Source organism: Acinetobacter septicus, from assembly GCF_019355975.1.
Classification (GTDB): Bacteria; Pseudomonadota; Gammaproteobacteria; order Pseudomonadales; family Moraxellaceae; genus Acinetobacter; species Acinetobacter ursingii.
In genome coordinates, this window is record NZ_CP079898.1 from 979,102 (window position 1) to 1,002,386 (window position 23,285).

Genomic DNA, 23,285 nt, shown 5'->3' on the forward strand with positions numbered 1-23,285 from the left:
TGTGACATTATTTCAATGAGTTATCTATTTTTGTCGTGTACAGAGAATTGCAATAATAGTTCCACCGCGTTTCGATACTTCTCTTAAGGTCGCGAGCATTCGAGGATGATTGGTCCCCGGATTATGACCGAAACTAAAAATCGCATCTGCCTGATCGAAATCATCTAGTGTCACGGTCCCCTTGCCTAAACCAATCGAATCTTTTAAACCGACGCTGGTGGTTTCATGGCACATGTTGGAACAATCAGGAAAATTATTGGTGCCATAACTTCGCACAAAAAGCTGATACAGGAAAGCAGCCTCGTTACTGGCTCGTCCTGAAGTATAAAATGCGGCTTGATTAGGATCATCCAATGCCTGTAGATGCTTGGCAATCAACTCAAAGGCCTCATCCCAGCTAATAGGAACGTATTTGTCCGTTACGACATCGTAACGCATCGGATCGGTAATCCGCCCTGCATCTTCCAGAAAAAAGTCACTTTGTTCAGTTAACCAGCTTACCGTATGTGTTGCAAAAAACTCAGGACTGACACGTTTACTGGTAGCTTCAAATGCAACTGCTTTTGCACCATTCTCACAAAAATTAAAAGCATGCGCATCTTTCTTTTCTGGCCATGCGCATCCCGGACAGTCAAAACCTGTCGGCTGATTAATATTGAGCAGTGAAATAGAACCTTTTTTGAACGTTTCCTGACGTTTTAAATTTCGGGCTACACTGAGTAAGGCTCCCCAACCTCCAGCAGGTTGATCGTAGGGTTCAATTCTTGCATAGCCATGATCGTGTTCTGGCTTTTGATTATCATGATCCATCACTTCACCTGCCGTTATTTATATTGTAAGAGACGATTAAACACATTAAATTCATCATCGAAAGCAAATCGTGGTTCTATATTTTCTGTTCCTGGATTTTCTGGTTCTGGAATTTTATATATGTGGGTTCAATGTTTGGACTTAATTTATCTTGATCTTTGAATGAATATCTACTTTTCAAACCCGATTTTCAATGCGTTATTACATAAATCTAAACAGATCAAAATAAAAAACTCCACAAAAGTGGAGTCTCAAAATTTTTAAATCAGAACTTAGCCTGCTTTGCGCTTTTGTACAATGAGCGAACCGACTGAGTAACCTGCACCGAATGAACAAATCACACCGTATTCACCCGCATCGACCTGATTACCCGTACGATGCAAGGCAATGATCACCCCAGCCGATGAGGTATTGGCAAATTCATCCAGAATAATCGGTGTACGATCAGCTTCGGCTTCTTTACCCAAAACTAATTTTGCAACCAGTTGGTTCATATTGGCATTGGCTTGATGTAACCAGAAACGTTTAACATCATCCGCGGGGATCTGCATTTTTTCCAGTTGACCTGTAATGATTTTGGCAACCAAAGGACAAACATCTTTAAATACTTTACGGCCATCCTGACGGAACTGTTTGTCGTCACGACTGGTTTCTTCACTACTGTTTAAGAAGCCAAAGTTATTACGGATATTATTGGAGAACTGAGTAAACAAATGAATATCTAGAATTTCAAAACCTTCTTTGGTTTCGGTGTCTTCAATAATTGAAGCGGTGGCAACATCACCAAAAATAAAGTGACAGTCACGTGAACGATAATCGGTATGTCCTGATGTAATCTCAACATTGACCAATAATACGCGGCGCGCACCTGATTTAATCGCATCAGCGGCTTGTTTTAGACCAAAAGTTGCGGCTGAACAGGCGACATTCATGTCATAAGCATAACCTTGAATGCCTAATGCTGACTGAATTTCAATGGCAACAGCAGGGTAAGCACGCTGGATATTTGAACAAGCCAAAATCACCACGTCGATATCTTCTGGCCCTACGCCTGCATTTTGCATGGCTTGTTTGGCTGCAATCACGCCCCACTCTGCTTGTAATGAAATCTCATCATCACTGCGTTCACGCAAGTGTGGACGTAATCGTGCTGGATCAAGTACCCCTGATTTTTCAACCACATAACGACTTTTAACACCAGATGCTTTTTCAATAAAATCAGCACTTGAACCACGACGCTCAGGCAACTCGCCTACGGCTATTTTATCTGCATTTTCTGTATTGTAACGTTCCACATAAGCATTAAGCGTTTCAACCAGTTCTTCGTTGCTGATTGTTTCGGTCGGATGAAATAGACCAGTTCCAGTAATACGGATGCCCATGTAAAACTCCTTGTTAAGAATGTAAGTATTCTAACCGATTCCTTGTTTTTCCCATAGTTTTTGTAGCCGAGTGGGAGAAACAGGCATCTTGGTTTTCATCGGTTGAGAAAATAAGGAAATTCGAAATTCCTCTACCATAAAGTATAGCTCTTTAATTTGAGGATTGTTTTTAAACTTAAATAGTTTATCCATCCATGGATCAACGTCTTTAATTGCAGCTTCATCACGTTGCAAATTATTCGGCAAACGCTCCAGACGCATCAACAATGCTTTTAAATAACGTGGATATTCAAGCCAGACCTCTGAGCTACGGGTATAAACAAAATCACTGAGTTGCATCAAATCCAGTTGATCTTCAATATCATCGATACTGCGTCCAAAAATCTCGGTATCTAGCATCATGAGTTGACGGCGTATGCTTTGCCACTGAATAAAAATATCCGAAATGACTTGAAGCGCCTGTTGCCCATGCGTTAAAAACGTCTGCTTAACGTCCTGTAATAATTGCTGAAACTCAGCCTGATTGACTGGCAGTTGATCGATACTCAGTTGCAATGTCGCATAGACCAGCATCTGTTCAAGTTTGGCTTTATCCCCCAAAGGAGAATAAGCCAAAGCCAATGGTTTAGAGATTTGCTTTTTCAACTGTCTGACCAGATCACCCAGTTGCATATGCACTAAACCAATAATCCCTTCTCGATGCTGTCTGATTGCTTCAGCCTGATCATTAAAAGTTTGAATCACCACGCCAGATTCATCTTTTTGTTGCAATTCAGCAAACTTTTTGACTGGAACTAAAGCCTGATATTGCTTGACCACCACGCCTGTGACTTTCTGTGATGCTTCAAACACAAAGCTTTCTGGGAAAGTTTTAAACTCGCCTTGCATTTGTTTGACCGGACGATGGGTTTCAGTACGGCAACGTGCTTTTAATTCAGCTAAATCGCGACCTTTTTCAATCACTCGACCTTTTTCATCAACGACTAAGATAAAAGGCACCAGATATTGGTCAATACGTTCAAAAGAAAAATCTTTTTCGGTGATCTGTTCACCACGTAGCGCAAACGCCAGAAACTTAAAAATATGCTCGCGTAAATGGGTTGCATCGACACTTTGCATCAGTTTTTTAGCGGTATCTGGAATCGGGACTAAATGTCGACGTTTGTCTTTGGGTAAGGCTTTGAGTAAGGCCTCGATCAAATCCAGCCGCCATCCCGGAATGCCCCACGACCATAAATTTTCGTCAACTTGGGCTAAAGCCTGCACAGGAATTTTAACGGTTGCACCATCCTGATCATGACTTGGATCAAAACGATAAGTAGTCGCTAAACGTAAATCACCGTTGTGTAAATAATCAGGAAATTGTTGCGTGGTGGGTCGATCACTTTGCCAAAGCGCATCATCTTCAACAAATAAATAACGCGGCTGTTTGGGCTCAATCGTCGCGCGCCAATCTTCAAAACTGCTTCGACTGGCAATATCAGTAGGCACACGTTCTGCATAAAACTGATAAATCGTTTCTTCATCGACCACCAGATCACGTCGGCGTAATTTGTCCTCAACCCGTTCGACTTCTTCAAGTTTGAGTAAATTATGTTTTAAAAATGGCGGCATGATGCCCAGATGACCAGTCGTCAATGCATCTCTGAGAAAAATTTCACGCGCTGCTGGATGATCGACTTTTTCAAAATTAATTAAACGTTTCGGTTCAATAATTAAACCGAACAAAGAAATCTGGGCATAGGCCTGCACAATTCCCGCTTTTTTCGACCAGTGTGGCTCAAAATAGTGATATTTCAACAAGTCACGCGCCGCGAGCAAAATCCATTCGGGATCAATCTTGGCCAGTGTACGCAAATACACCTGAGACGTTTCCACCATTTCAAAGGCCATCACCCACGGCGTATTAGATTTGTGCAAAGTACTGGCAGGAAAGACTTTGGCTTTTTGCTGACGCACTGCCATATAAATATTACGTTCATCAGTTTTATTGGCCACAAAAGACAATAAACCCGTGAGTAATGCACGATGTAAATTTTCATAACTGGCTTTTTTATCGTTAAAAGACAGTTTGATACTTTGCGCTAAATCGACCAATTGCGCATGGGTTTGTTTCCATTCACGTAAACGCAACCAGCTTAAAAAATGCTGACGGGCAAATTGACGCCGTTTATTTTCCGTTGCCATGTCAGGATTATTTTGCAGAGTATCCCAAAGTTTTAAATAAAACAGAAAGTCTGAATCTGCTTCACGGAACAAAGCATGCTTTTGATCCGCCTGCATTTGTTTGTCTGCGGGACGTTCACGCGGATCTTGTACCGCTAGCGCACTGACCACGACCAAAATTTCATTGAGTACACCGAAATGAGAACCACCGACAATCATTCGAGCCAATCTTGGATCAATCGGCATGCGTGACATCATTTGTCCAACTTTGGTTAACTCATGTTTACGCTCGTTCATCGCACCAAGTTCAACCAGAAGTTTACGCCCATCATTGACAAAACGATGATCAGGCGGTTCAATGAAATCAAATTCCTCAACGGTTCCCAAGCCCAGACTTTGCATTTGCAAAATCACTGACGCTAGATTAGTCCGTTTAATTTCAGGTTCGGTAAATTCAGGACGACTGAGAAAATCTTCTTCACTGTAAAGACGAATACAAACCCCAGGTGCAATACGACCACAACGTCCTTTACGCTGATTGGCGGCTGCTTGGGAAATCGCTTCAATTGGTAGCCGTTGAACCCGTGAACGGTAGCTATAACGGGAGATACGCGCAAAACCACTGTCAATCACGTAACGAATATTCGGTACCGTCAACGCAGTTTCAGCCACGTTGGTGGCGATAATAATGCGCCGACCTTTACCGCTTGGACTAAAAATCTTCTGTTGCTCAACCAGACCTAAACGTGCATATAACGGTAAAATTTCAGTATGACGTGGGCCGTGTTTTTGCAAGGTTTCCTGTAACTCTCGAATTTCCTGTTCGGTACTAGAGAAAATCAGAATATCGGCATGTTCAGGATGCCCCTTCTCTTCGGCATCAGCGAAACATTCTTCGACCGCTTGTACCACAGCACGTGGCAAATTTTCTTCAAAATCATCAAACTCGTCGTCATCACTACCTCCAATACTGAGTTCCGAAATTGGGCGATAACGCACTTCGACTGGAAAACTACGCCCTTCGACTTCAAAAATTGGGGCATCATTAAAATAACGACTAAAGCGATTGACATCCAAAGTTGCCGAGGTCACGATGACTTTTAGATCTGGACGTTTTTTTAAAATCTGCTTGAGATAGCCCATGATAAAATCGATATTCAGCGAGCGTTCATGTGCTTCATCGATAATAATCGTATCGTATTTATTTAAGTAGCGATCATGTCCCAGCTCTGCCAATAAAATACCATCGGTCATTAACCGAACGATGGAATCGTTGGAACCCTGTTCATTAAAACGAACTTTAAAACCAATCGATTCTCCTAGTTTTTCCCCGACTTCTTCTGCAATCCGTTGTGAGACACTCCGCGCTGCCAAACGTCGAGGCTGAGTATGACCAATCATGCCTGTTGCACCACGCCGTGCCAACATCGCAATCTGAGGCAACTGGGTGGTTTTACCCGAACCTGTTTCACCCGCCACAATGATCACTTGATGCTGTTGGATGGCGTCAATCAAACGATCCGCATATTGCGTGACAGGCAAATCCTGATTGAGTTTTATTTTGGGAAAACGAGCAATTCGCGCTTTCACCTGAGCATTTGATTTTTCGAATAATTGTTGATATTGCTCTAAATTTTTTTCTTTACCTTTGCCTAGTCGATTTAAACGATGTCGATCACGCACCATCACCCATTGATTTACATCTAAATCACGCTGCACAGATAAAATTTCCTAAATATTGATAACAAGCGATCTATTTTACGCGGTATAACCTGATAACGAAAGCCATTAGACTTCTTTCATCAGTCCCTTTTATTTCCTCCTATGGGAGAAAAATAAAGAGGGTTGCAACAATGATGAAAGAACTGGTTCATTTCTCACAAATTCATTGTTTTTTTACATTTTCACCTTGAATTTTTTCTCAATCGCCTGCATGTTCTAATGCAAATCAAATTTATAGGCGATTGTCATTTTCAGATCATAATTTTGCGCTGAAATGATGGAAACCATAATGTGGTGATGGTCATTTTACAGGATTATTAGTTTTTCCGATTCTAATCATGAAAAAATACCATTTCCTCAATAAAATAAAATTCTTTATGCTAAATCAGAATTTTAGAGTTTAAATATAAACCTCAATCATGGAGAAAATGATGAGCTTAATTAATACAGAAGTTAAACCATTCACAGCAACTGCATATCACAACGGTCAATTCGTTGAAGTTTCTGAAGCAAACTTTAAAGGCAAATGGTCTGTTGTTTTCTTCTATCCAGCTGATTTCACATTTGTTTGCCCAACTGAACTTGGTGACCTTGCAGACAACTATGCTGAATTCCAAAAATTAGGCGTAGAAATCTACTCAGTTTCTACTGACACTCATTTCACGCATAAAGCTTGGCACGATTCTTCTGAAGAAATCAAAAAAATCCAATACGTTATGGTTGGTGACCCAACTTGGGCACTTGCTAAAAACTTTGAAGTTCTGATTGAGTCTGCTGGTCTTGCTGACCGTGGTACTTTCGTAATCGATCCAGAAGGTAAAATCCAAATCGTTGAAATCAATGCAGGTGGTATTGGTCGTGATGCGCAAGAACTTCTTCGCAAAGTAAAAGCAGCGCAATACGTTCACTCTCACCCAGGTGAAGTTTGCCCTGCAAAATGGAAAGAAGGCGACGCAACTCTAGCACCTTCAATTGATCTAGTTGGTAAAATCTAATTCTTTAGATTTTAAATAGATCTGGAGCCACCCTTTTGGGTGGCTCTTTCATTTTAAGTGATTAATTTATCATGAATTAAACTTTTACAATTCTCATCTATAGGTGCAGCATCAATTACATTAATGTTCAAATGAGTAGCACGATCTTTTATCGTATGCTGCTCACCTTTAGGGGAGAATTCTATGGAAAAATTGGTTGCCGTCACTTCCTGGAAATACAATGCGGCTTCACGTTATCTAAAAATTTTTTATAACAATGGCAAAGGTGAACTGTATCACCCCGTACCAGAATTTATTTATGACAATTTACTGCGCTCACAAGATAAAACCGCTTTTGTGCAGAAATATTTAGAATTTGATTTACATTTTAGTCGACTGTCGATTTTTTAAATCATAACAATTTTTTATACGACACATTCTTTATCTTTAGGCAAGGCACGATCGTGTTTATTTAAGCTGAGTCACCTTGCCATACAAGCCCATTTGATCATTTATTTTGCCACCACCATAAACAAACCTGCGCCAAATGAAATGGTACTGGTTAAAAAATCTCCATCCTGTTTAATCATATTTAAAAAAGCTTTGACCTCAGCCGCGTGGGAAATCACATTATCCACCATCAAGACTCCACCGTTTTTACGCATTAAACGCTTAAGATCATTCCAGTAATTTGGATAATAACTTCGCTCTGCATCCAATAAAATAAAATCAAAGGTGGTTTGGGCTTGTTGTAAATATTGAGCGGCATCTCCCACCCAAAACTCAATAACTGTGTCCAGTTTGAGTTCCTGCGCGTAGTTTTTTGCCTGTTGGCTGCGTTTTTCTTCTATTTCGAGTGTAACAATGTTTGCCCCAGTTGCCTGTGCTGCTTCAGCTAACCATAAAGTTGAATAACCTGTCGATGTGCCTATTTCTAAAATAGATTTGGATTGTTGTGTGCGAATTAGCATCGAAAGAAATTGCGCGGAATCCGGCTCGATATTCCGAAAACGTTGAAGACGATCAGACTGCTTGGCATCGTGTTGTTGAAACTCATCGTATAATTCGGATAGACGCAATAAAAATTCACGATTTAGCATACACTCACCTTTAGAGCTTTTTAAACTTGATGAAGAAAATTAAAACGCGGTACTGGCTGACCATCCACATCAACCGTTTCAATAAACATGGTCAAAGGCCTGACCCAAATAGAATAATCACCATATAAACATTGATAAACGACCAACTCTTCTTCTGTTTCACTATGTCTAGCCACATGAAAAACCTGATAAAGATTACCTTTATAATGTTGATAGATTCCTGCCTGTAGTTTCATGCTGATATTCCTTAAGTATAAGGTTGATCATCTTATCTCATCTCAAGATGTCATTTATATAACAAAGTGATTTTCACTAAGTATGAATCAATAAAGCGTGATTTTTATTACAATCTCATTATTCAGTAAACCGATTAAAACTATAAAAACATACTGTTTCACCTATTTAAAGTTTTATCGTAATATTCTCAACAAGTTAAAAATTTTCTCCTTTGGAGCTTTACAATGTTAGATCAAAATATCAAAACTCAGTTAAAAGCCTATTTAGAACGTTTAGAAAGTCCTATCGAATTGGTCGCTGCTCTGGATGATTCAGACAAAGCTGCCAAGATCAAAGAATTAGTCACTGAAATTGCGGAACTCTCTGATCAAGTCACGGCTCGCTTTGATGGTCAAAATACACGCCGTCCAAGTTTTGGTATTGCCAAAGTCGGTGAACAACCACGGGTATTCTTTGCGGGCTTACCGATGGGTCATGAGTTTACTTCATTGATCTTAGCTTTGTTACAAACTTCAGGTTATGCACCGAAAGTCTCTGATGAGGTGCTCAACCAGATTAAAGGTTTGAATCTTAAAGCAGACTTTGATGTATTTGTGTCTTTAAGCTGTCACAACTGTCCAGATGTGGTTCAGGCACTGAATCTAATTGCGATTTATAACCCAAATACCACTGCGACCATGATTGATGGTGCCTTCTTCCAGGATGAAGTGGAACAACGCAAAATCATGGCTGTTCCGATGGTATTCCAAGATGGCAATCATATTGGCCAAGGTCGTATGACCTTAGAAGAAATTGTGGCAAAACTGGACAGTGGTGCTGCTGAAAAAGATGCAGCGGCAATTAATGCCAAACAGGCTTTTGATGTATTAGTGGTGGGTGCGGGTCCTGCGGGTGGTACTGCGGCGATTTATGCAGCCCGTAAAGGCATTCGTACAGGCATGATCGCAGAGCGTTTTGGTGGTCAGGTCATGGATACCATGGACATTGAAAACTTTACTTCTGTACAAAAAACTGTAGGTCCACAGTTTGCTGCGGATATGGAAAAACATGTACGTGAGTACGATGTGGACATTATGAATCTGCAACGTGTCAGTAAAATTGTCGGTGCAGATCAAACTGCTTCAGGTCTGGTGGAAGTTGAATTGGAAAATGGTGCCAAAGTTGAATCAAAAACCGTGATTTTATCGACAGGTGCGCGCTGGAGAAAAATGGGCGTTCCGGGTGAACAGGAATATGCGACTCGTGGTGTAGCGTATTGTCCACACTGTGATGGTCCATTGTTTAAAGGCAAAAAAGTTGCGGTGATTGGTGGTGGTAACTCGGGTGTTGAAGCGGCAATTGATTTGGCAGGTATTGTGGAGCATGTGACTTTGGTTGAATTTGATACCAAACTTCGTGCCGACCAAGTGTTACAGGACAAACTAAACAGTTTGCCGAATGCGACCGTCATCACCCATGCACTTTCAACTGAAGTCGTCGGTGATGGTGCTCAGGTGACCGCTTTGAAATATAAAGACCGTGCTACAGAGACAGAACACAGCATTGAACTGTCAGGAATTTTTGTACAGATTGGTTTATTGCCAAACACAGATTTCTTGAAAGGATCAGTCGAGTTAAGTCCACGCGGTGAGATTATTATCAACGAGCGTAACGAAACCAATGTAGCAGGTGTATTTGCTGCTGGTGACTGTACCACTGTGCCGTATAAGCAGATCATTATTGCCACGGGTGAAGGGGCGAAAGCTTCTCTGTCAGCGTTTGATTATATTATTCGGAATAGTTAAACAAGTGTTGTAAAAATCAGACTTGATTTTATAGGCTTATCCACCCTCGAAGGATAAGCCTTTTTTTTTATTGCATTTTTTAACATTTTAATTACAAATTATAATCGTCATGGATTGCTTCTTATGCGTACAATTTATTCATCCAGTCATTTTGGATGCCATATTAAAAGGAAAGTTAAAATGAATAAATTTATGATGATTCTTGGTCTTGCTGCGACCGTTGCCCTCGTTGGCTGTAATAAAGATAAAGCACCAGAAACAGGGGCAACGACAGGCGAACATCTTGAAAATGCAGCCACTCAAGCGAGCCATGATGTTGAGCATGCAACTTCTGACGCTGCTGCAAAAATTGATGCGGCTACAGACAATGCAGTTGCAAAAATAGATGCTGCGGCCGATCATGCAGCGGCAACAACTGAACATGCTGCGGATAAAGCAGAAGCAGCAACTCGTGATGCTGCTCACGATGCCGCTGCTTCTGTTGAAAATACAGCGAAAAATGTGAAAGAAAGCACTCACAATTAATTTATGAACAAAAAAATCCCGCTCATTAAAAGCGGGATTTTTTATGATGGGGAATTTATTTTATATAAAACATGCAATTGTAAAGGACTTTCTTCTGGAAGCTTAGGATGATTAAATGTCGATTGAAAAGACATTCCTAAGCGTTGCATCAGTTTTTCTGAAGGCTTGTTCTGTATTGCAGTAAATGCAACTACAGCATCTAACTTCAAATGAGTAAAAGCAAAGTTCAATGCTGCCTGCGCTGCTTCAAAAGCATACCCCTTCCCCCAATAATTTTTATCCAACCGCCAACCAATTTCAACACATGGCGAAAAATCAAATAAATCTGGTTGCGAATGCAAACCACAAAGTCCAATAAAATGATGCGTCTCTTTTAATTCGATCGCCCAAAATCCCCCCCCCCTGTTGTTCAATCAATTCAAATATTTTCAGCGCTAAGGCATCACTTTCAGCACGAGTCAAAGGACTGGGAAAGTATTTCATCACTTGTGGATCAGAATTAAGGATAAAGAAAGGCTCTCGATCAGTTTCAAGCCTCCATGGACGTAAAATTAATCTTGGAGTTTCAATGGTTCTTGATACACCAGTATTCATTTTAGATTTTCAGGAAGTGCCAGTGTAAGATTTTGTTTGGCTTGTAATTCAAAATGATCTTGAAAAAAAGTTGTTTGATATAACGGTTGTTGCAGAAAAAAATGCGTTAACACCTGCTTACGTTTATGTTGATAAATTTCTGAATCAACCCAATGATATTCACATTGAATCTGTTGTTGATATTCCATAAACCGTTTAGATGTAGCCCCTAGAATTGCCAAATCAATATCCAATAATAGGTTTAAATCCTGATCGGAACTGGGGAGATGTTGTTTGGTCGCAATAATCCATTGCGAAATTTTAGCTAAGAGCGCGGCAGATAAATCATCTTTTAATAAATCTTGAAATAATTTCGCGCTACATTCTTCATTATCTGAAGCTTTAGGATTATAAACTGCATCATGAAACCACAGAGCCAGTTCAACTGCGCAGGCATCCTCAAGTAAATCCTGCACCTGTTCAAAATGGGAAAGACATTCACTTATATGTTGCAAAGTATGATAGGCGCGCTGAGATTCAGCATAAGCCTGCTTCAACACGTTTAGAACATTTTGACTATCATTAAAATGATAATTTTGCTCTAACCGAAGCCATGAACGATGAAGTATTTCGTTCCACATCGATCATCACTCCTGCTGTACTCTTAATCAAGTTTCACCATTATTAAGCCTGTTCATCACGCTTAAATACCAGTTCAGATTCAGTGGAATTATCAGCATCAAAATAATAACCATCACAATTAAATGCTTTTAAGTCCTGTACTTTTTCCAGTTTATTTTCAATGATAAAGCGTGCCATTAAACCTCTGGCTTTTTTAGCATAAAAACTAATCACTTTATATTTGCCATTTTTCTGATCTAGAAAAACAGGTTTAATAATCTGTGCATCAATCAGTTTTTCATTGACCGATTTATAGTATTCATCTGAAGCAATATTCACTAGGATATCAGTTTTGGTGTGTTCCAAATCTTTAATGATCAACTGGGTAATTTGATCATCCCAGAACTCATACAAATTATGTCCGCGCGGATTGTGTAATTTGGTTCCCATTTCCAGACGATATGGCATCATCAAGTCCAATGGACGCAGTAGTCCATACAAACCCGATAACATGCGTAAATGGGTCTGAGCAAATTCGATATCTGCCTGTTTTAAACTGTATGCATCCAAGCCCGTATAAACATCACCTTTAAAGGCATAAATGGCTTGTCGTGCATTCGCAAGCGACAAATCAGCGGTCCAATCACGAAAACGATCTGCATTCAGATTTGCAATTTTCTCACTGACACTCATTAGACTGGCAATTTGTGATGCTGATAGCTCACGACAAACTTCAATCAATTGTTCAGACTGATCCAGTAGTCTTGGTAAAGTATGTTTATCTGTTGGTAATGTGGTTTCATAGTCTAAAGTCTTGGCGGGAGAAATGACTGAAAGCATAAAAACCTCAATAAACCTGTAAATAAATAATAAGTAAGACTATAACACTTTCAGTGTCAAAGCGAATTTAGGATTTTGTTGACAATCATCGTTTATATAAATATCGATTGAAATAAAACACTTGATGAAGGTATCGGCTCTGGATCAAAGTAATGACATTGATTTTGAGCCGTATTCACTCTTTTTATTTCACGCTTTCCAATGCGGTTACCAATAACTTCCAGCATTTTTCGACCGTATCCACTTTCACCCGCTCTCCCGGTGCATGCGCACCTTGAATATCAGGCCCAAATGAGACCATCTGCAAATCAGGATAATGCTCAGCAATAATGCCGCACTCCAAACCAGCATGTATCACTTTTAAATGCGGTTCAATATTAAAAGCCGTCTGATAAGCCTGTTGTAGACATTTTAATGCCGCAGAATCTGGGTTAGGTGTCCAACCTGAAACCAGCGGTGTAAACTCGGATGCAATACCAGCTTTATTAAAATGTGCTGCAATCTCCTGAGCAAAACGTTCAGCTTCACGATTAACCATTGAACGAACCATAATCAAAGCTTTGGCTTGTTGTTGATTGAGTTGAACCACGCCAATATTGTTCGAAGTTTCAACCACATTGTCTAAAACATCACTCATTTTTGCCACCCCATAAGGACAAGTCGCCAAGGCACTTAACCACGAGGTTTGTTGTTGAGGATGAATCGCTTGTGTGACTGTTTGCTCTTTAAGTTCAACATTAATTTTTAAGCGATCATCAATCCCTCTTAATTTTTGTAGACATTGATTCTCATAGTTTTTGACATATTTTTGTAGCGTCTCTATTCGGCTTTCATCAATCAGAATCAAAGCTGTGGCTTCACGCGGAATTGCATTACGCGCACTACCGCCGCTAAATTCAACCAGATAAGCCTCCAACTCAAATAAATACTGATGCAAAAATTTTGACAGGATGACATTGGCATTACCACGCCCTAAATGAATATCTACGCCAGAATGTCCACCTTTCAATCCAGTAACTGAGATTTCAACCGTTTTTAATCCAGATCGAGGAGCCGCGATATAGCTTAGCTTTTGATGAACCTCAACATCCTGACTACCCGCACAACCCAAGTAAAGCTCGCCCCATTCTTCGGTATCGATATTAAATAGCCACTTACTTTTAAGAACACCACTCTCAAGTAATCTCGCGCCACTCATGCCCGCTTCTTCATCTACAGTGAGTAAAACCTCAATTAGGCCATGAGAAATATCATCGGATTCCAGTACCGCTAACGCCAGAGCTACACCAATGCCATTATCAGCCCCCAATGTCGTATCTTTGGCAACCAACCAACCATCTTCCAATATAGGTCGTATCGGGTCTTGACCAAAATTATGAATCGTGCCCGAATTGGCCTGCGTCACCATATCCAGATGACCCTGTAAAACCACACCTGTCACGTGTTCTTTGCCTTGGCTCGCAGCTTTACGAATCATCAGATTACCGACTTGATCCACATAGGTTTCCAAGCCTAATTGTTCAGCCCAAGCTTGCAGATGATCACGTAGTTTTTGTTCTTTTTTTGAGGGACGCGGAATTGTACATAAGGTCTGAAAATGTTTCCAGACCAAATTTGGAGCAAGTTGGGAAAAATCGACTTGAGACATGTAAATTGAACTCTGGACAACGGCTTTAGATATTTAAAAATATACACCGCAACAACTTCCAGAGATACTGATAATTGTTGTGTTAGTTTTTCCACTCAAATGCAGTAAAGGTCTGATCTGATTTCAAACTATTTTCAACAGCCTGTGCCAACTGGCGGATCACACTCTGAGTTTCTATTTTTTCAAACCAGTCTTGTTCTTCTTTGGGATAGGCCGTGATTTCACACATCAATTGCCCATCATCATTTTTTTGAGTACAGGTTACAGATAAAGGAAGCTGATGATTTTCAATATTCACTTCAACTTTTTGATGTTCATGGGTAATATGCTGGGCATCAAAGCCATACTCACCTAGTTGTTTAAATAAAAGTGCAGCCACATATTCCTGCGTAATACGGCATTCATTCAGCTCATGACCTTCATAGTGATGAGGACAATTCGCAATAAACTGTAGTTTTCTCATGTTGCGCACCCTGCATTTATAGTTATCACTGCCATTTAGCATAAAGCAATAAACAAACAGCAGCCAAGCCGAAACTCGACCGCTGTGTCACTATTATGTTAACCAGTATAGCGCAATCTAGCTGCTAAATTATTGGCTGACCTGAATGGTTAAACCCGCACGATTTGCCAACTCGGTAAAAGTAGGAAAACTTGTTGCGACCGTTTCAGTACCCACAATTTTAATTTCTTCAGAAGTGCGTAAACCAGCCATACTAAAACTCATGGCAATACGATGATCATGATGTGACTCAATTTCACCACCTGTGAAAATTGCAGACCAATCACCTGATTTTCCTTTGCCTTGAATGATGATGCCGTCATCTGTTGGCGTGCAATCGATCCCCATAATCTTAAGACCATCCGCCATCACTTGAATACGATCAGATTCTTTAACACGAAGCTCAGCCGCCCCTGTTAAAATCGTTTGACCTTCTGCACAAGCTGCCGCAATGAATAGGGCTGGAAATTCATCAATCGCAAGTGGCACTTGGTCTTCAGGCATATGAATACCTTTTAGTGTCCGTGTGCCCTTAATATGAATGTCTGCAATGGGTTCGCCGCCTGCGATACGTTCATTTTCCACAGTCAGGTCAGCACCCATCTGTTTTAAAATCTCAATCACACCGGTACGGGTAGGATTAATCCCGACTGCTTCAAGGATAACATCTGAACCTTCCGTAATCGCAGCACCCACCATAAAGAATGCCGCAGAAGAAATATCAGAAGGAACTTGGATATCCGTCCCCGTTAATTTACCACCGCCAATGAGTGAAATTTTGTTTCCTTCAGTTTTCACTTCATAGCCAAAAGCACGAAGCATACGCTCGGTATGGTCACGGGTAGGTTCAGGTTCAGTCACTGAAGTTTCTCCCTCAGCCCATAGACCTGCCAATAAAATACCTGATTTGACTTGTGCAGATGCCATCGGCAAATCGTAGTGAATGCCTTTTAATGCTTGGCTGCCCGTAATGCTGACAGGTGGTGTTCCTTTTTCACCCGTCGTCTGAATTTGAGCACCCATTAAACGAAGTGGCTTCGCGATACGTTCCATCGGACGTTTAGAGAGTGATGCATCACCCGTCATCACCGAATCAAACTTTTGTGCAGAAAGCATGCCCGAAAGTAACCGCATACTGGTGCCCGAGTTCCCCATATATAATGCACCCGCAGGAGCTTTCAGGCCCTGCATCCCTACACCATGAATAGTCACTTCACCATTTTTAGGCCCTTCAATGCTGACACCCATATCTCGAAAAGCCTGCAAAGTGGCTAATGCATCTTCGCCTTCCAGAAATCCTGTAACATGGGTGGTACCTTCCGCAATCGCACCAAACATGATGGAGCGATGTGACACAGATTTGTCACCCGGAACGGTAAATTTACCTTGAAATGATTTTTTTCCCGGTAGAATACTAAATTGCTGTGTCACCTTATTTTTCTCCATGAAGGGTTTCTGAGCTAACATATGATTAAAATGTTGACGCGCAGCCTGAGCATGTCCAAGCAGCCCCATCAGTGCATGTGAGTCTTCACTTTCAATCAGTTGTCGTAATTGAGCAAGTTGCTGTTCAAAACCATCAACAGCCTTGAGTATCGCAATTTTATTGGCAAAAAAGATGTCATGCCACATTTGAGGGTCACTGGCTGCAATCCGTGAGAAATCCCGAAAACCACCCGCCGCATAACGAAAAATGTCCAGATTGTCTTCGCGATTGGCCAGTTGCTCAACCAGATTAAACGCCATTAAGTGTGGTAAATGACTGGTATGTGCCAGCACTTCATCATGCTTTTCCACATCCATGCAAATCACTTCGGCTTTAGCCGCAGACCACAATTCAATTAATTTTTCAACCGCCCAATCTGCGCTACTTGGAAGTGGCGTTAAAATCACTTTATGATTAGCAAATAAATCGACTTTCCCTGCATGCACACCCGTATGCTCGCTTCCGGCAATTGGATGGCCTGGCACAAAACCTACGGGCAAATCTTGCCCATACACGGCTTGGGCAGCAGCGACCACATTGCCTTTGGTGCTTCCTACATCGGTTAAAATCGTATTTTCAGTTAAATAGGGTTTAATTTGCTGCAAAATCTTTTGTGTCGCACGGACAGGCAAAGCCAATATAACCAAGTCTGCGTCTTGCACGGCCTCGATTGGATTTTGATAACCGACATCAATTAAACCTAAGGCTTTGGCATCATCCAGTGTTTTTTGCGAACGGGTCGAAGCAACCACTGTTTTTGCTAAATGTTCAGTCTGTATCACTCGTGCCAGACTCGAACCAATCAGGCCGAGTCCAATAAATACGACTTTATGAAACAAAGGTTCTGGCATCATGTGTATATCTAAATCCGTAAGCAATATTTAAAAGGACAATGTCATCTCTGTATCATGAAAAAATCAAGACAGAACTACAATACAGCTGCTGGATAAGAACCGAGTACACGTAACTCTTTGACAGTTGGTCGGATATCATTCAACGCTGCTGTGACATTTTCCTGATCAATATGTCCTTCTAAATCGATAAAGAACACATAAGCCCATTTTTCAGGCAAAGCTGGACGTGTTTCAATACTGGTCAAACTGATGCCATGTTTTGCAAACGGCGCTAAAATATCCAGTAAAGCACCTGCACGATCATGCGCAGAAATCAAAAGCGAGGTTTTATCATTGCCACTTTGTGGAATTTTTTCACGACCGATGACTAAGAAACGTGTGGTATTTTCTGGGTTGTCTTCGATATTGCTATGCAAGATTTCAAGATTATAAAGTGATGCGGCAAGGTCAGAAGCAATCGCAGCTGAGTGCCATTCGTTACGAATACGACGCGCCGCTTCTGCATTTGAGTTTAATGCTACACGCTCAACACCTGGATAGTGTGCATCTAGCCATTGACGGCACTGCGCCAATGTTTGCTGATGCGCATAAATCTGCTTGATGCTGTCTTTGCGCGTATTTTCAGACACTAAAAACTGATGATGAATACGCAGTTCCACTTCACCAATCACATTCAACTGTGAGGTTTTAAAACAATCCAGTGTGTGATTGACAATCCCTTCAGACGAGTTTTCAACAGGAACCACGCCATAATGCGCGCTACCTGCTTCTACTTCACGAAACACTTCATCAATCGTCGGCAATGGACGCACAATCGCATCTTTACCAAAATGTTTGAGTACCGCAGATTGGGTAAATGTCCCTTCTGGGCCTAAAAATGCAATACTTTGCGGCGCTTCCAATGCCAGACAAGCCGACATAATCTCACGAAATAAACGTGCCATCGTGGTATCAGACAATGGGCCTTTATTGCGCTCCATGACTTTGCGCAGAACTTGTGCTTCGCGTTCTGGTCGATAAAACAACGGATTTTCTTCGGCTGCAAATTTTGCTTTAGCCACCGCTTCAGCCAGACTTGCACGACGATTAATGAGTTCTTGAATCTGTTGATCTACAGAATCAATATCATTGCGAATTTGTTGTAAATCGAGAGAAGTTGACGAGTTCTGATCATCATGGATCATTGGAATGCAGCCTCTGCAAATGGTTTGCGACAGTATATCAAGACTTGTCATGTTTGCTATAGCATCAAGAACAGTCAACTCGATAAAATCCTGATTTTCAGTTCACATCTTTCTTTTTTATGCTTTAATACCATTATTAAGAATCAATCTCATTTAAAGTTCTATGATACTCAAGCCTCTCGTTTGTACCTTACTCACCCTCTCGGTTTTCGGATTCAGCTCAGTGTCTTATGCACAGGACAACACTCTCAACCCATCCCAAACCAAACAGACGCAAGGCCCGCGTCTGGATTTACAGCGTAAAGGAACGATTCAACAGTTCGAGATGACATCGAAATATACGCCCAACACCTATTTTATTCAGGTGTATATTCCGTATAGCCCTGCCCCGAAAACAGGCTACCCTGTATTATATCTGCTCGATGGTAATGCGGTGTTTAACAGTGCCAGCAGCATTGCGCAATCGATTGGCGGCGGTTCGGAGAAAATGGGGCTTGATCCGGTTGTGATTGTCACGATTGGCTATCCAAGCGAAACTCAATTTTCAGGCCAACAACGCGCACTCGATTACACGCCGCTTCCAAAAGATACGCCACAAAAAGATGAAAGATATCAATATGGTGGTGCAGATAATTTCCTCAAATTTATTCAAAATGAATTAAAACCACGTATTCAACACAGTATTCAAATTAATACCCAGCAACAAACCTTATTCGGTCATTCATTTGGCGGCTTATTTACACTGGATACGTTTTTTAAACATCCGCAAAGTTTCAACCGTTATGTTGCGGCAAGCCCCTCTTTATGGTTTGATCAAAATGTTTTAGCAAAGCAGTTACAGCAATTCAAACATAATAAAACCGAGTTTAAATCACCTATTTTGGTCATGACCACTGTTGGTACGGCGGAAGGACGCGGCCGACCACCACGTGGAAATCAACCTGACAACGGCAATTTTTTTGAAGATTTTAATACCTTAAAATCAGATCAGCTTAAATATTGGCATTTTAATCATCCTGCTGAACAACACATTACCAACATGTATGCCAGTTTGCCGAAAGCGATTTTATTTGCCGCTTGTAACACCACTGCAAACTGTGAAAAATTATTTAACGACAATTAAATCCTGATGAATCAATCACTTTCATTAGAGAATTACAATTGATGACGCTTTCACTACAAAGCGTCAATGTTGTTTTTTGATTCAAGCCGTATTGTATTAAGTTCCTATAAAAACCTTCCTGAAAAGGGAGAATAAAAATGTCAAAAACCATTGCCACTTTAGTCACTCATGATTTTGAGGATCTCGAATACTGTGAAACTGTACACGCCTATCGTGCCGCAGGCCATAGTGTGATTAATATCGAGCATCAGGAAGGCAATATTGTTTATGGCATTCAACGTAAAACATCGACGACTATTGATTTAGGCATTGATGATAGTGATGTTCATCATTTCGATGCTCTACTGATTCCAGGCGGTGAATCTCCTGAAGCATTAAGAAACGATGAGCGCTTTGTGTATTTTGTACGTCGATTTGCCAATTTACAAAAACCCATCTTTATTTGTTGTTATGCGCCGCAGTTATTGATGCATGCAGGTGTGGTCAAAGGTCGACGAATTTGCGCGATGCAAACCATTTTAGATGAGCTAGAAAATGCAGGGGCGGTTTGTCTGGATCAAGATGTGGTGAATGACAATAATTTATATATTTCATCGCGCAGTGCAGATTTATTTCCAAAATTTGTCGATGAAACCTTAAAAGTGTTACGTTTGTAAATGTCTAAATAAAATACAAAAAAATGGGAGATCAATGATCTCCCATTTTTAATGATCTTATTGGGTATTTTACGACTTCCCAATCATCCCACGTGCGACAATTTCTTTCATAATTTCATTGGTTCCACCGTAAATTCGCTGAATACGTGCATCGACAAAGAAACGCGAAATTGGATATTCGGTCATATAACCATAACCACCAAACAACTGAAGTAAATTGTCAGCAACTTTCATTTGCATATCGGTACTAAAGCTTTTCAGTGCAGCCGCAGTGTCGACATCAAGTTTTGATTGTTGATATAAGGCAAGGTTTTGATTATAAAAAGCAGCCGTTGCCAATTCATCAATTTTTGCCTGAGCCAAAACAAAACGCGTATTTTGAAAATTTGCAATGGGCTGACCAAAAGCCTGACGCTCTTTAACATATTTGATGGTGACATCAATCGCACCACGAATTGCACCTAAAGCTGTAGCTGCAATGGCAGTTCGTTCACGTGGTAATTCCTGCATCAGATAAGCAAAACCTTGTCCAGGCTGCCCTAATAACTGATCTTTTGGAACGTTGACATTGTCAAAGAAAAGTTCAGAGGTATCCTGTGAGTGCAGCCCGATTTTATCGAGATTCGTGCCTTTTTTAAAACCGTCCAGATGAGTATCGACGAGTAACAGAGATACGCCTTTAGCACGTGCCTGCGGATCTGTTTTGACTGCAAGTACAACCAAGTCTGCATGTTGACCGTTTGAGATAAACGTTTTAGAACCATTGAGAATATAATGATCATCTTGCAAAATCGCACTGGTACGCATCGCTTGTAAATCAGAACCAGCTCCTGGTTCCGTCATACCAATCGCACCAACCACTTCACCACTCACCATTTTAGGCAGCCAATATTGCTTTTGTTCTTCATTGGCAATGTGCAGAATATAAGGCGCAGCAATTTCTGAATGACATGAAATTGCTGTTGATAAAGCTCCGTAACCTGCACGGGCAGATTCTTCAACCAACATTAAAGAGTAGTGTGTAGGTACGCCATAGCCACCATAAGCTTCAGGTACATCGACACATAAAAAACCATTTTCACCCAGCGATGACCATACTGAACGTGGCATGATACCTTCACGTTCCCATTGATCATAATGCGGAGCAATCTGCTCATTCATATAACGTTTAAAATTATCGCGAAATAATTCCAGATCAGCATCATAAGCTAGCATTTTTACTTCCTTTTCGATGTTGTTGTTCTATCGTTAAACTTCAAGATGCTAATAATTTTTACACTAAAAATCATCGACTATTGTTCTACAGTTGAGAACTTTACAGTCAGATGTTCGCTAAAAATAGACTTGATTTGTGAAATATCCAGCAAATTACAACCTTTATTATCTTAAGCAATGAAATAAAAAAATGAAGAAAAATCAAAATGAAATCAATAAAAAATCCCCGATATCTTCTCATCTATCGGGGATTATGGGTTTATAGGCAATTATTTTTTCTTGCGGGTTTTTTGATATTCCTGATAAGACTCTTCAGCAAAACGTCGTAATGAATCACCAATCGCAGCATATTGGTATTCATTTAGATTGGCCAACGAAGCGCGAGCAGATGGATGCTGTACCCCAAAACCAGAACCCGGCAATAACACCACACCTGTTTCATCCGCTACACGGAAAAGCAATTCGGTCGGATTTTTAGTTTTCATGACCCAATCTGCAAAATCATCTCCGTAGAGTTGACGCGAAGTATTTTCCAGATTGACTAAGGTATAGTAATCCACCGCATTTGGATCTTGTGGAACATTAACACCCAATTGGCGATACAAAGCAGCATCGCGTTCACGCACCACCGATTTAACTGCTTTTTTATAATCCTGACGTGAATCCATCATATTGAATAATGAAAACAATACCATTTGAACCTGCTGAGGTGTAGATAGGCCGGCAGTATGATTTAAAGCAACATTACGGCTGTCTGCGACCAGGCGATCAATAAATTTGATACCCGCAGGATCTGTGGTCAACGAGCCATAGCGTTTTTCCAAGTCTGCTTTGTCTTTTTTAGATAAAGCCGCAATTTTTTTATCCAGAATGTTTTCTTTTGCTGTTGCAATCACGCCTAAACGCCAGCCTGTCGCCCCAAAATATTTGGAATATGAATACACCAGAATGGTATTTTCAGGACAAATGGCAAACAGTGATTTAAAGTCATCTGCAAATGTGCCATATACATCATCGGTCAAAAGAATTAAATCTGGACGTTTTTTTACAATATCTGCCAAAATCGCCAAACCTTCATCGCTCATTTTGACGGAAGGTGGATTACTTGGATTGACCAAGAAAAAGGCTTTGATCGCAGGGTCTTCCAGCTTACGCAGCTCAGATTCAGGGTATTGCCATCCCAAATTAGGATCGGCATGAATCAGTACTTCTTCAAGCTGATAATCATTTAACTCAGGAATCTCGAGATACGGTGTAAAAACAGGCACACCAATGGCGATTTTATCACCATAATCAATCAGCTTATTTTCCTTTAAAGAGTTAAAAATATAGGCCATTGCCGCAGTTCCACCCTCCACTGCAAAAAGATCTAAAGACTCTTTTGGCATGCCTTTTACGCCCATTTCACGTAGGATATATTCCTTAACAATGGACTCACTGATACGCAACATACGATCAGGCACTGGATAGTTACAGCCTAAAATGCCTTCTACCATTTCTAGCAAGAACTTATCTGAATCCAAACCAAGCTGATCACGCACATAAGAAACAGCCTTACCCAAAAAAACCACGCCGGGTTTGTCACGGTTTTCAAGGACAAAATGATCAAAGCGTTGCTGTAAACCGACTGGTCGTGGAAAACCACCCAAACCTTCTGGCATATAGGAAAATGAAAATTCCGATTCAGTCGCTGAAAACAAACCCAACTGGAAAAAAGCACGGCGTGGAATAGTCGCAAGAAAGTTAGGATTACCACGACCAGCATTGAGCATAATGCGATCAGTTTTACTTTGTGCCAAAGCGATCAATTCGTCTTTTAATTCAAATGGGCTGAGTTTTGCATATTTAGAATAATCAACTTTTGCCATGAGGAAAAACTCCTT

18 protein-coding genes and 2 pseudogenes are annotated in these 23,285 nt (G+C 40.8%); 6 read left to right on the top strand and 14 right to left on the bottom strand.

The features are described 5' to 3' along the window. Positions 1-45: 45 nt before the first annotated feature. The 3 genes and pseudogenes from I6L31_RS04795 to hrpA form a co-directional block, all read right to left on the bottom strand. Positions 46-810, bottom strand: a pseudogene (locus tag I6L31_RS04795) (molybdopterin-dependent oxidoreductase); the annotation flags it as partial. 272 nt (positions 811-1,082) lie between these two features. Beyond that, entirely contained in the window at positions 1,083-2,192 is a 1,110-nt protein-coding gene (locus I6L31_RS04800; protein WP_004986880.1) for a beta-ketoacyl-ACP synthase III, read from the bottom strand. Between the two features lie 30 nt (positions 2,193-2,222). Next, positions 2,223-6,077 carry an ATP-dependent RNA helicase HrpA gene (gene hrpA / locus I6L31_RS04805; protein WP_004986881.1) on the bottom strand — a complete coding sequence of 1,285 codons (3,855 nt, stop codon included), beginning with the start codon at positions 6,075-6,077 and terminating at the stop codon, positions 2,223-2,225. A gap of 434 nt (positions 6,078-6,511) precedes the next feature. Here hrpA and ahpC point away from each other — a divergent pair, with 434 nt between their 5' ends. Together ahpC and I6L31_RS04815 are read left to right on the top strand one after the other, a co-directional pair. Further along, complete coding sequence (gene ahpC, locus I6L31_RS04810; protein WP_004986882.1) at positions 6,512-7,075, top strand: alkyl hydroperoxide reductase subunit C; 564 nt, start codon at positions 6,512-6,514, stop codon at positions 7,073-7,075. Positions 7,076-7,258: 183 nt separating this feature from the next. Next, positions 7,259-7,465, top strand: a complete 207-nt coding sequence (locus I6L31_RS04815; RefSeq protein WP_004986883.1) for a KTSC domain-containing protein — start codon at positions 7,259-7,261, stop codon at positions 7,463-7,465. A gap of 101 nt (positions 7,466-7,566) precedes the next feature. Here I6L31_RS04815 and I6L31_RS04820 read toward each other — a convergent pair whose 3' ends face one another. Beyond that, positions 7,567-8,154, bottom strand: coding sequence for an O-methyltransferase (locus tag I6L31_RS04820; RefSeq protein ID WP_004986884.1), 588 nt, complete (start codon positions 8,152-8,154; stop codon positions 7,567-7,569). Positions 8,155-8,174: 20 nt separating this feature from the next. Then, a complete protein-coding gene (locus I6L31_RS04825; RefSeq protein ID WP_004986886.1) occupies positions 8,175-8,390 on the bottom strand; it encodes a DUF1653 domain-containing protein in 216 nt (71 codons plus the stop codon). A 225-nt stretch (positions 8,391-8,615) separates the two neighbouring features. Between I6L31_RS04825 and ahpF the strand changes: the two genes are divergently transcribed. Next, the gene (gene ahpF, locus I6L31_RS04830; protein WP_005004919.1) at positions 8,616-10,175 is read left to right on the top strand and encodes an alkyl hydroperoxide reductase subunit F; all 1,560 of its coding nucleotides are present in this window, start codon (positions 8,616-8,618) and stop codon (positions 10,173-10,175) included. Positions 10,176-10,355: 180 nt separating this feature from the next. Continuing rightward, positions 10,356-10,700: a hypothetical protein gene (locus I6L31_RS04835; protein ID WP_005004922.1), complete on the top strand. Its 345-nt coding sequence runs from the start codon at positions 10,356-10,358 to the stop codon at positions 10,698-10,700. A 41-nt stretch (positions 10,701-10,741) separates the two neighbouring features. Here the strand turns inward: I6L31_RS04835 and I6L31_RS04840 are convergent. The 7 genes and pseudogenes from I6L31_RS04840 to pheA all read right to left on the bottom strand — a co-directional run bounded on the left by I6L31_RS04840 (position 10,742) and on the right by pheA (position 18,408). Then, positions 10,742-11,294, bottom strand: a pseudogene (locus tag I6L31_RS04840) (GNAT family N-acetyltransferase). Further along, on the bottom strand, positions 11,291-11,914 hold the full coding sequence (locus I6L31_RS04845; protein WP_005004927.1) for an HD domain-containing protein: 624 nt from the start codon (positions 11,912-11,914) through the stop codon (positions 11,291-11,293). Before I6L31_RS04845 ends, I6L31_RS04840 begins: the two are co-directional and overlap by 4 nt. A 43-nt stretch (positions 11,915-11,957) precedes the next feature. After that, positions 11,958-12,734: a peroxide stress protein YaaA gene (yaaA, locus tag I6L31_RS04850; protein ID WP_005004930.1), complete on the bottom strand. Its 777-nt coding sequence runs from the start codon at positions 12,732-12,734 to the stop codon at positions 11,958-11,960. Positions 12,735-12,918: 184 nt separating this feature from the next. Continuing rightward, positions 12,919-14,382: an aminoacyl-histidine dipeptidase gene (locus I6L31_RS04855; protein ID WP_005004933.1), complete on the bottom strand. Its 1,464-nt coding sequence runs from the start codon at positions 14,380-14,382 to the stop codon at positions 12,919-12,921. Between the two features lie 82 nt (positions 14,383-14,464). Then, a complete protein-coding gene (locus I6L31_RS04860) occupies positions 14,465-14,845 on the bottom strand; it encodes a hypothetical protein (RefSeq protein ID WP_005004935.1) in 381 nt (126 codons plus the stop codon). Positions 14,846-14,974: 129 nt separating this feature from the next. Continuing rightward, positions 14,975-17,221, bottom strand: coding sequence for a bifunctional prephenate dehydrogenase/3-phosphoshikimate 1-carboxyvinyltransferase (locus I6L31_RS04865; protein ID WP_035272335.1), 2,247 nt, complete (start codon positions 17,219-17,221; stop codon positions 14,975-14,977). A gap of 77 nt (positions 17,222-17,298) precedes the next feature. Then, positions 17,299-18,408, bottom strand: a complete 1,110-nt coding sequence (gene pheA / locus I6L31_RS04870) for a prephenate dehydratase (protein ID WP_005004942.1) — start codon at positions 18,406-18,408, stop codon at positions 17,299-17,301. A gap of 223 nt (positions 18,409-18,631) precedes the next feature. On the opposite strand from pheA, the gene I6L31_RS04875 reads away from it, so the two are divergent. Together I6L31_RS04875 and I6L31_RS04880 are read left to right on the top strand one after the other, a co-directional pair. Continuing rightward, entirely contained in the window at positions 18,632-19,531 is a 900-nt protein-coding gene (locus tag I6L31_RS04875; RefSeq protein ID WP_228128608.1) for an alpha/beta hydrolase, read from the top strand. A gap of 137 nt (positions 19,532-19,668) precedes the next feature. Beyond that, positions 19,669-20,187, top strand: coding sequence for a DJ-1/PfpI family protein (locus tag I6L31_RS04880; protein WP_005004946.1), 519 nt, complete (start codon positions 19,669-19,671; stop codon positions 20,185-20,187). 69 nt (positions 20,188-20,256) lie between these two features. Here I6L31_RS04880 and I6L31_RS04885 read toward each other — a convergent pair whose 3' ends face one another. Further along, positions 20,257-21,402 carry an acyl-CoA dehydrogenase family protein gene (locus I6L31_RS04885; protein ID WP_005004947.1) on the bottom strand — a complete coding sequence of 382 codons (1,146 nt, stop codon included), beginning with the start codon at positions 21,400-21,402 and terminating at the stop codon, positions 20,257-20,259. A 269-nt stretch (positions 21,403-21,671) separates the two neighbouring features. Next, positions 21,672-23,270, bottom strand: a complete 1,599-nt coding sequence (locus I6L31_RS04890; RefSeq protein WP_005004949.1) for a bifunctional aspartate transaminase/aspartate 4-decarboxylase — start codon at positions 23,268-23,270, stop codon at positions 21,672-21,674. Between the last annotated feature and the right edge of the window lie 15 nt (positions 23,271-23,285).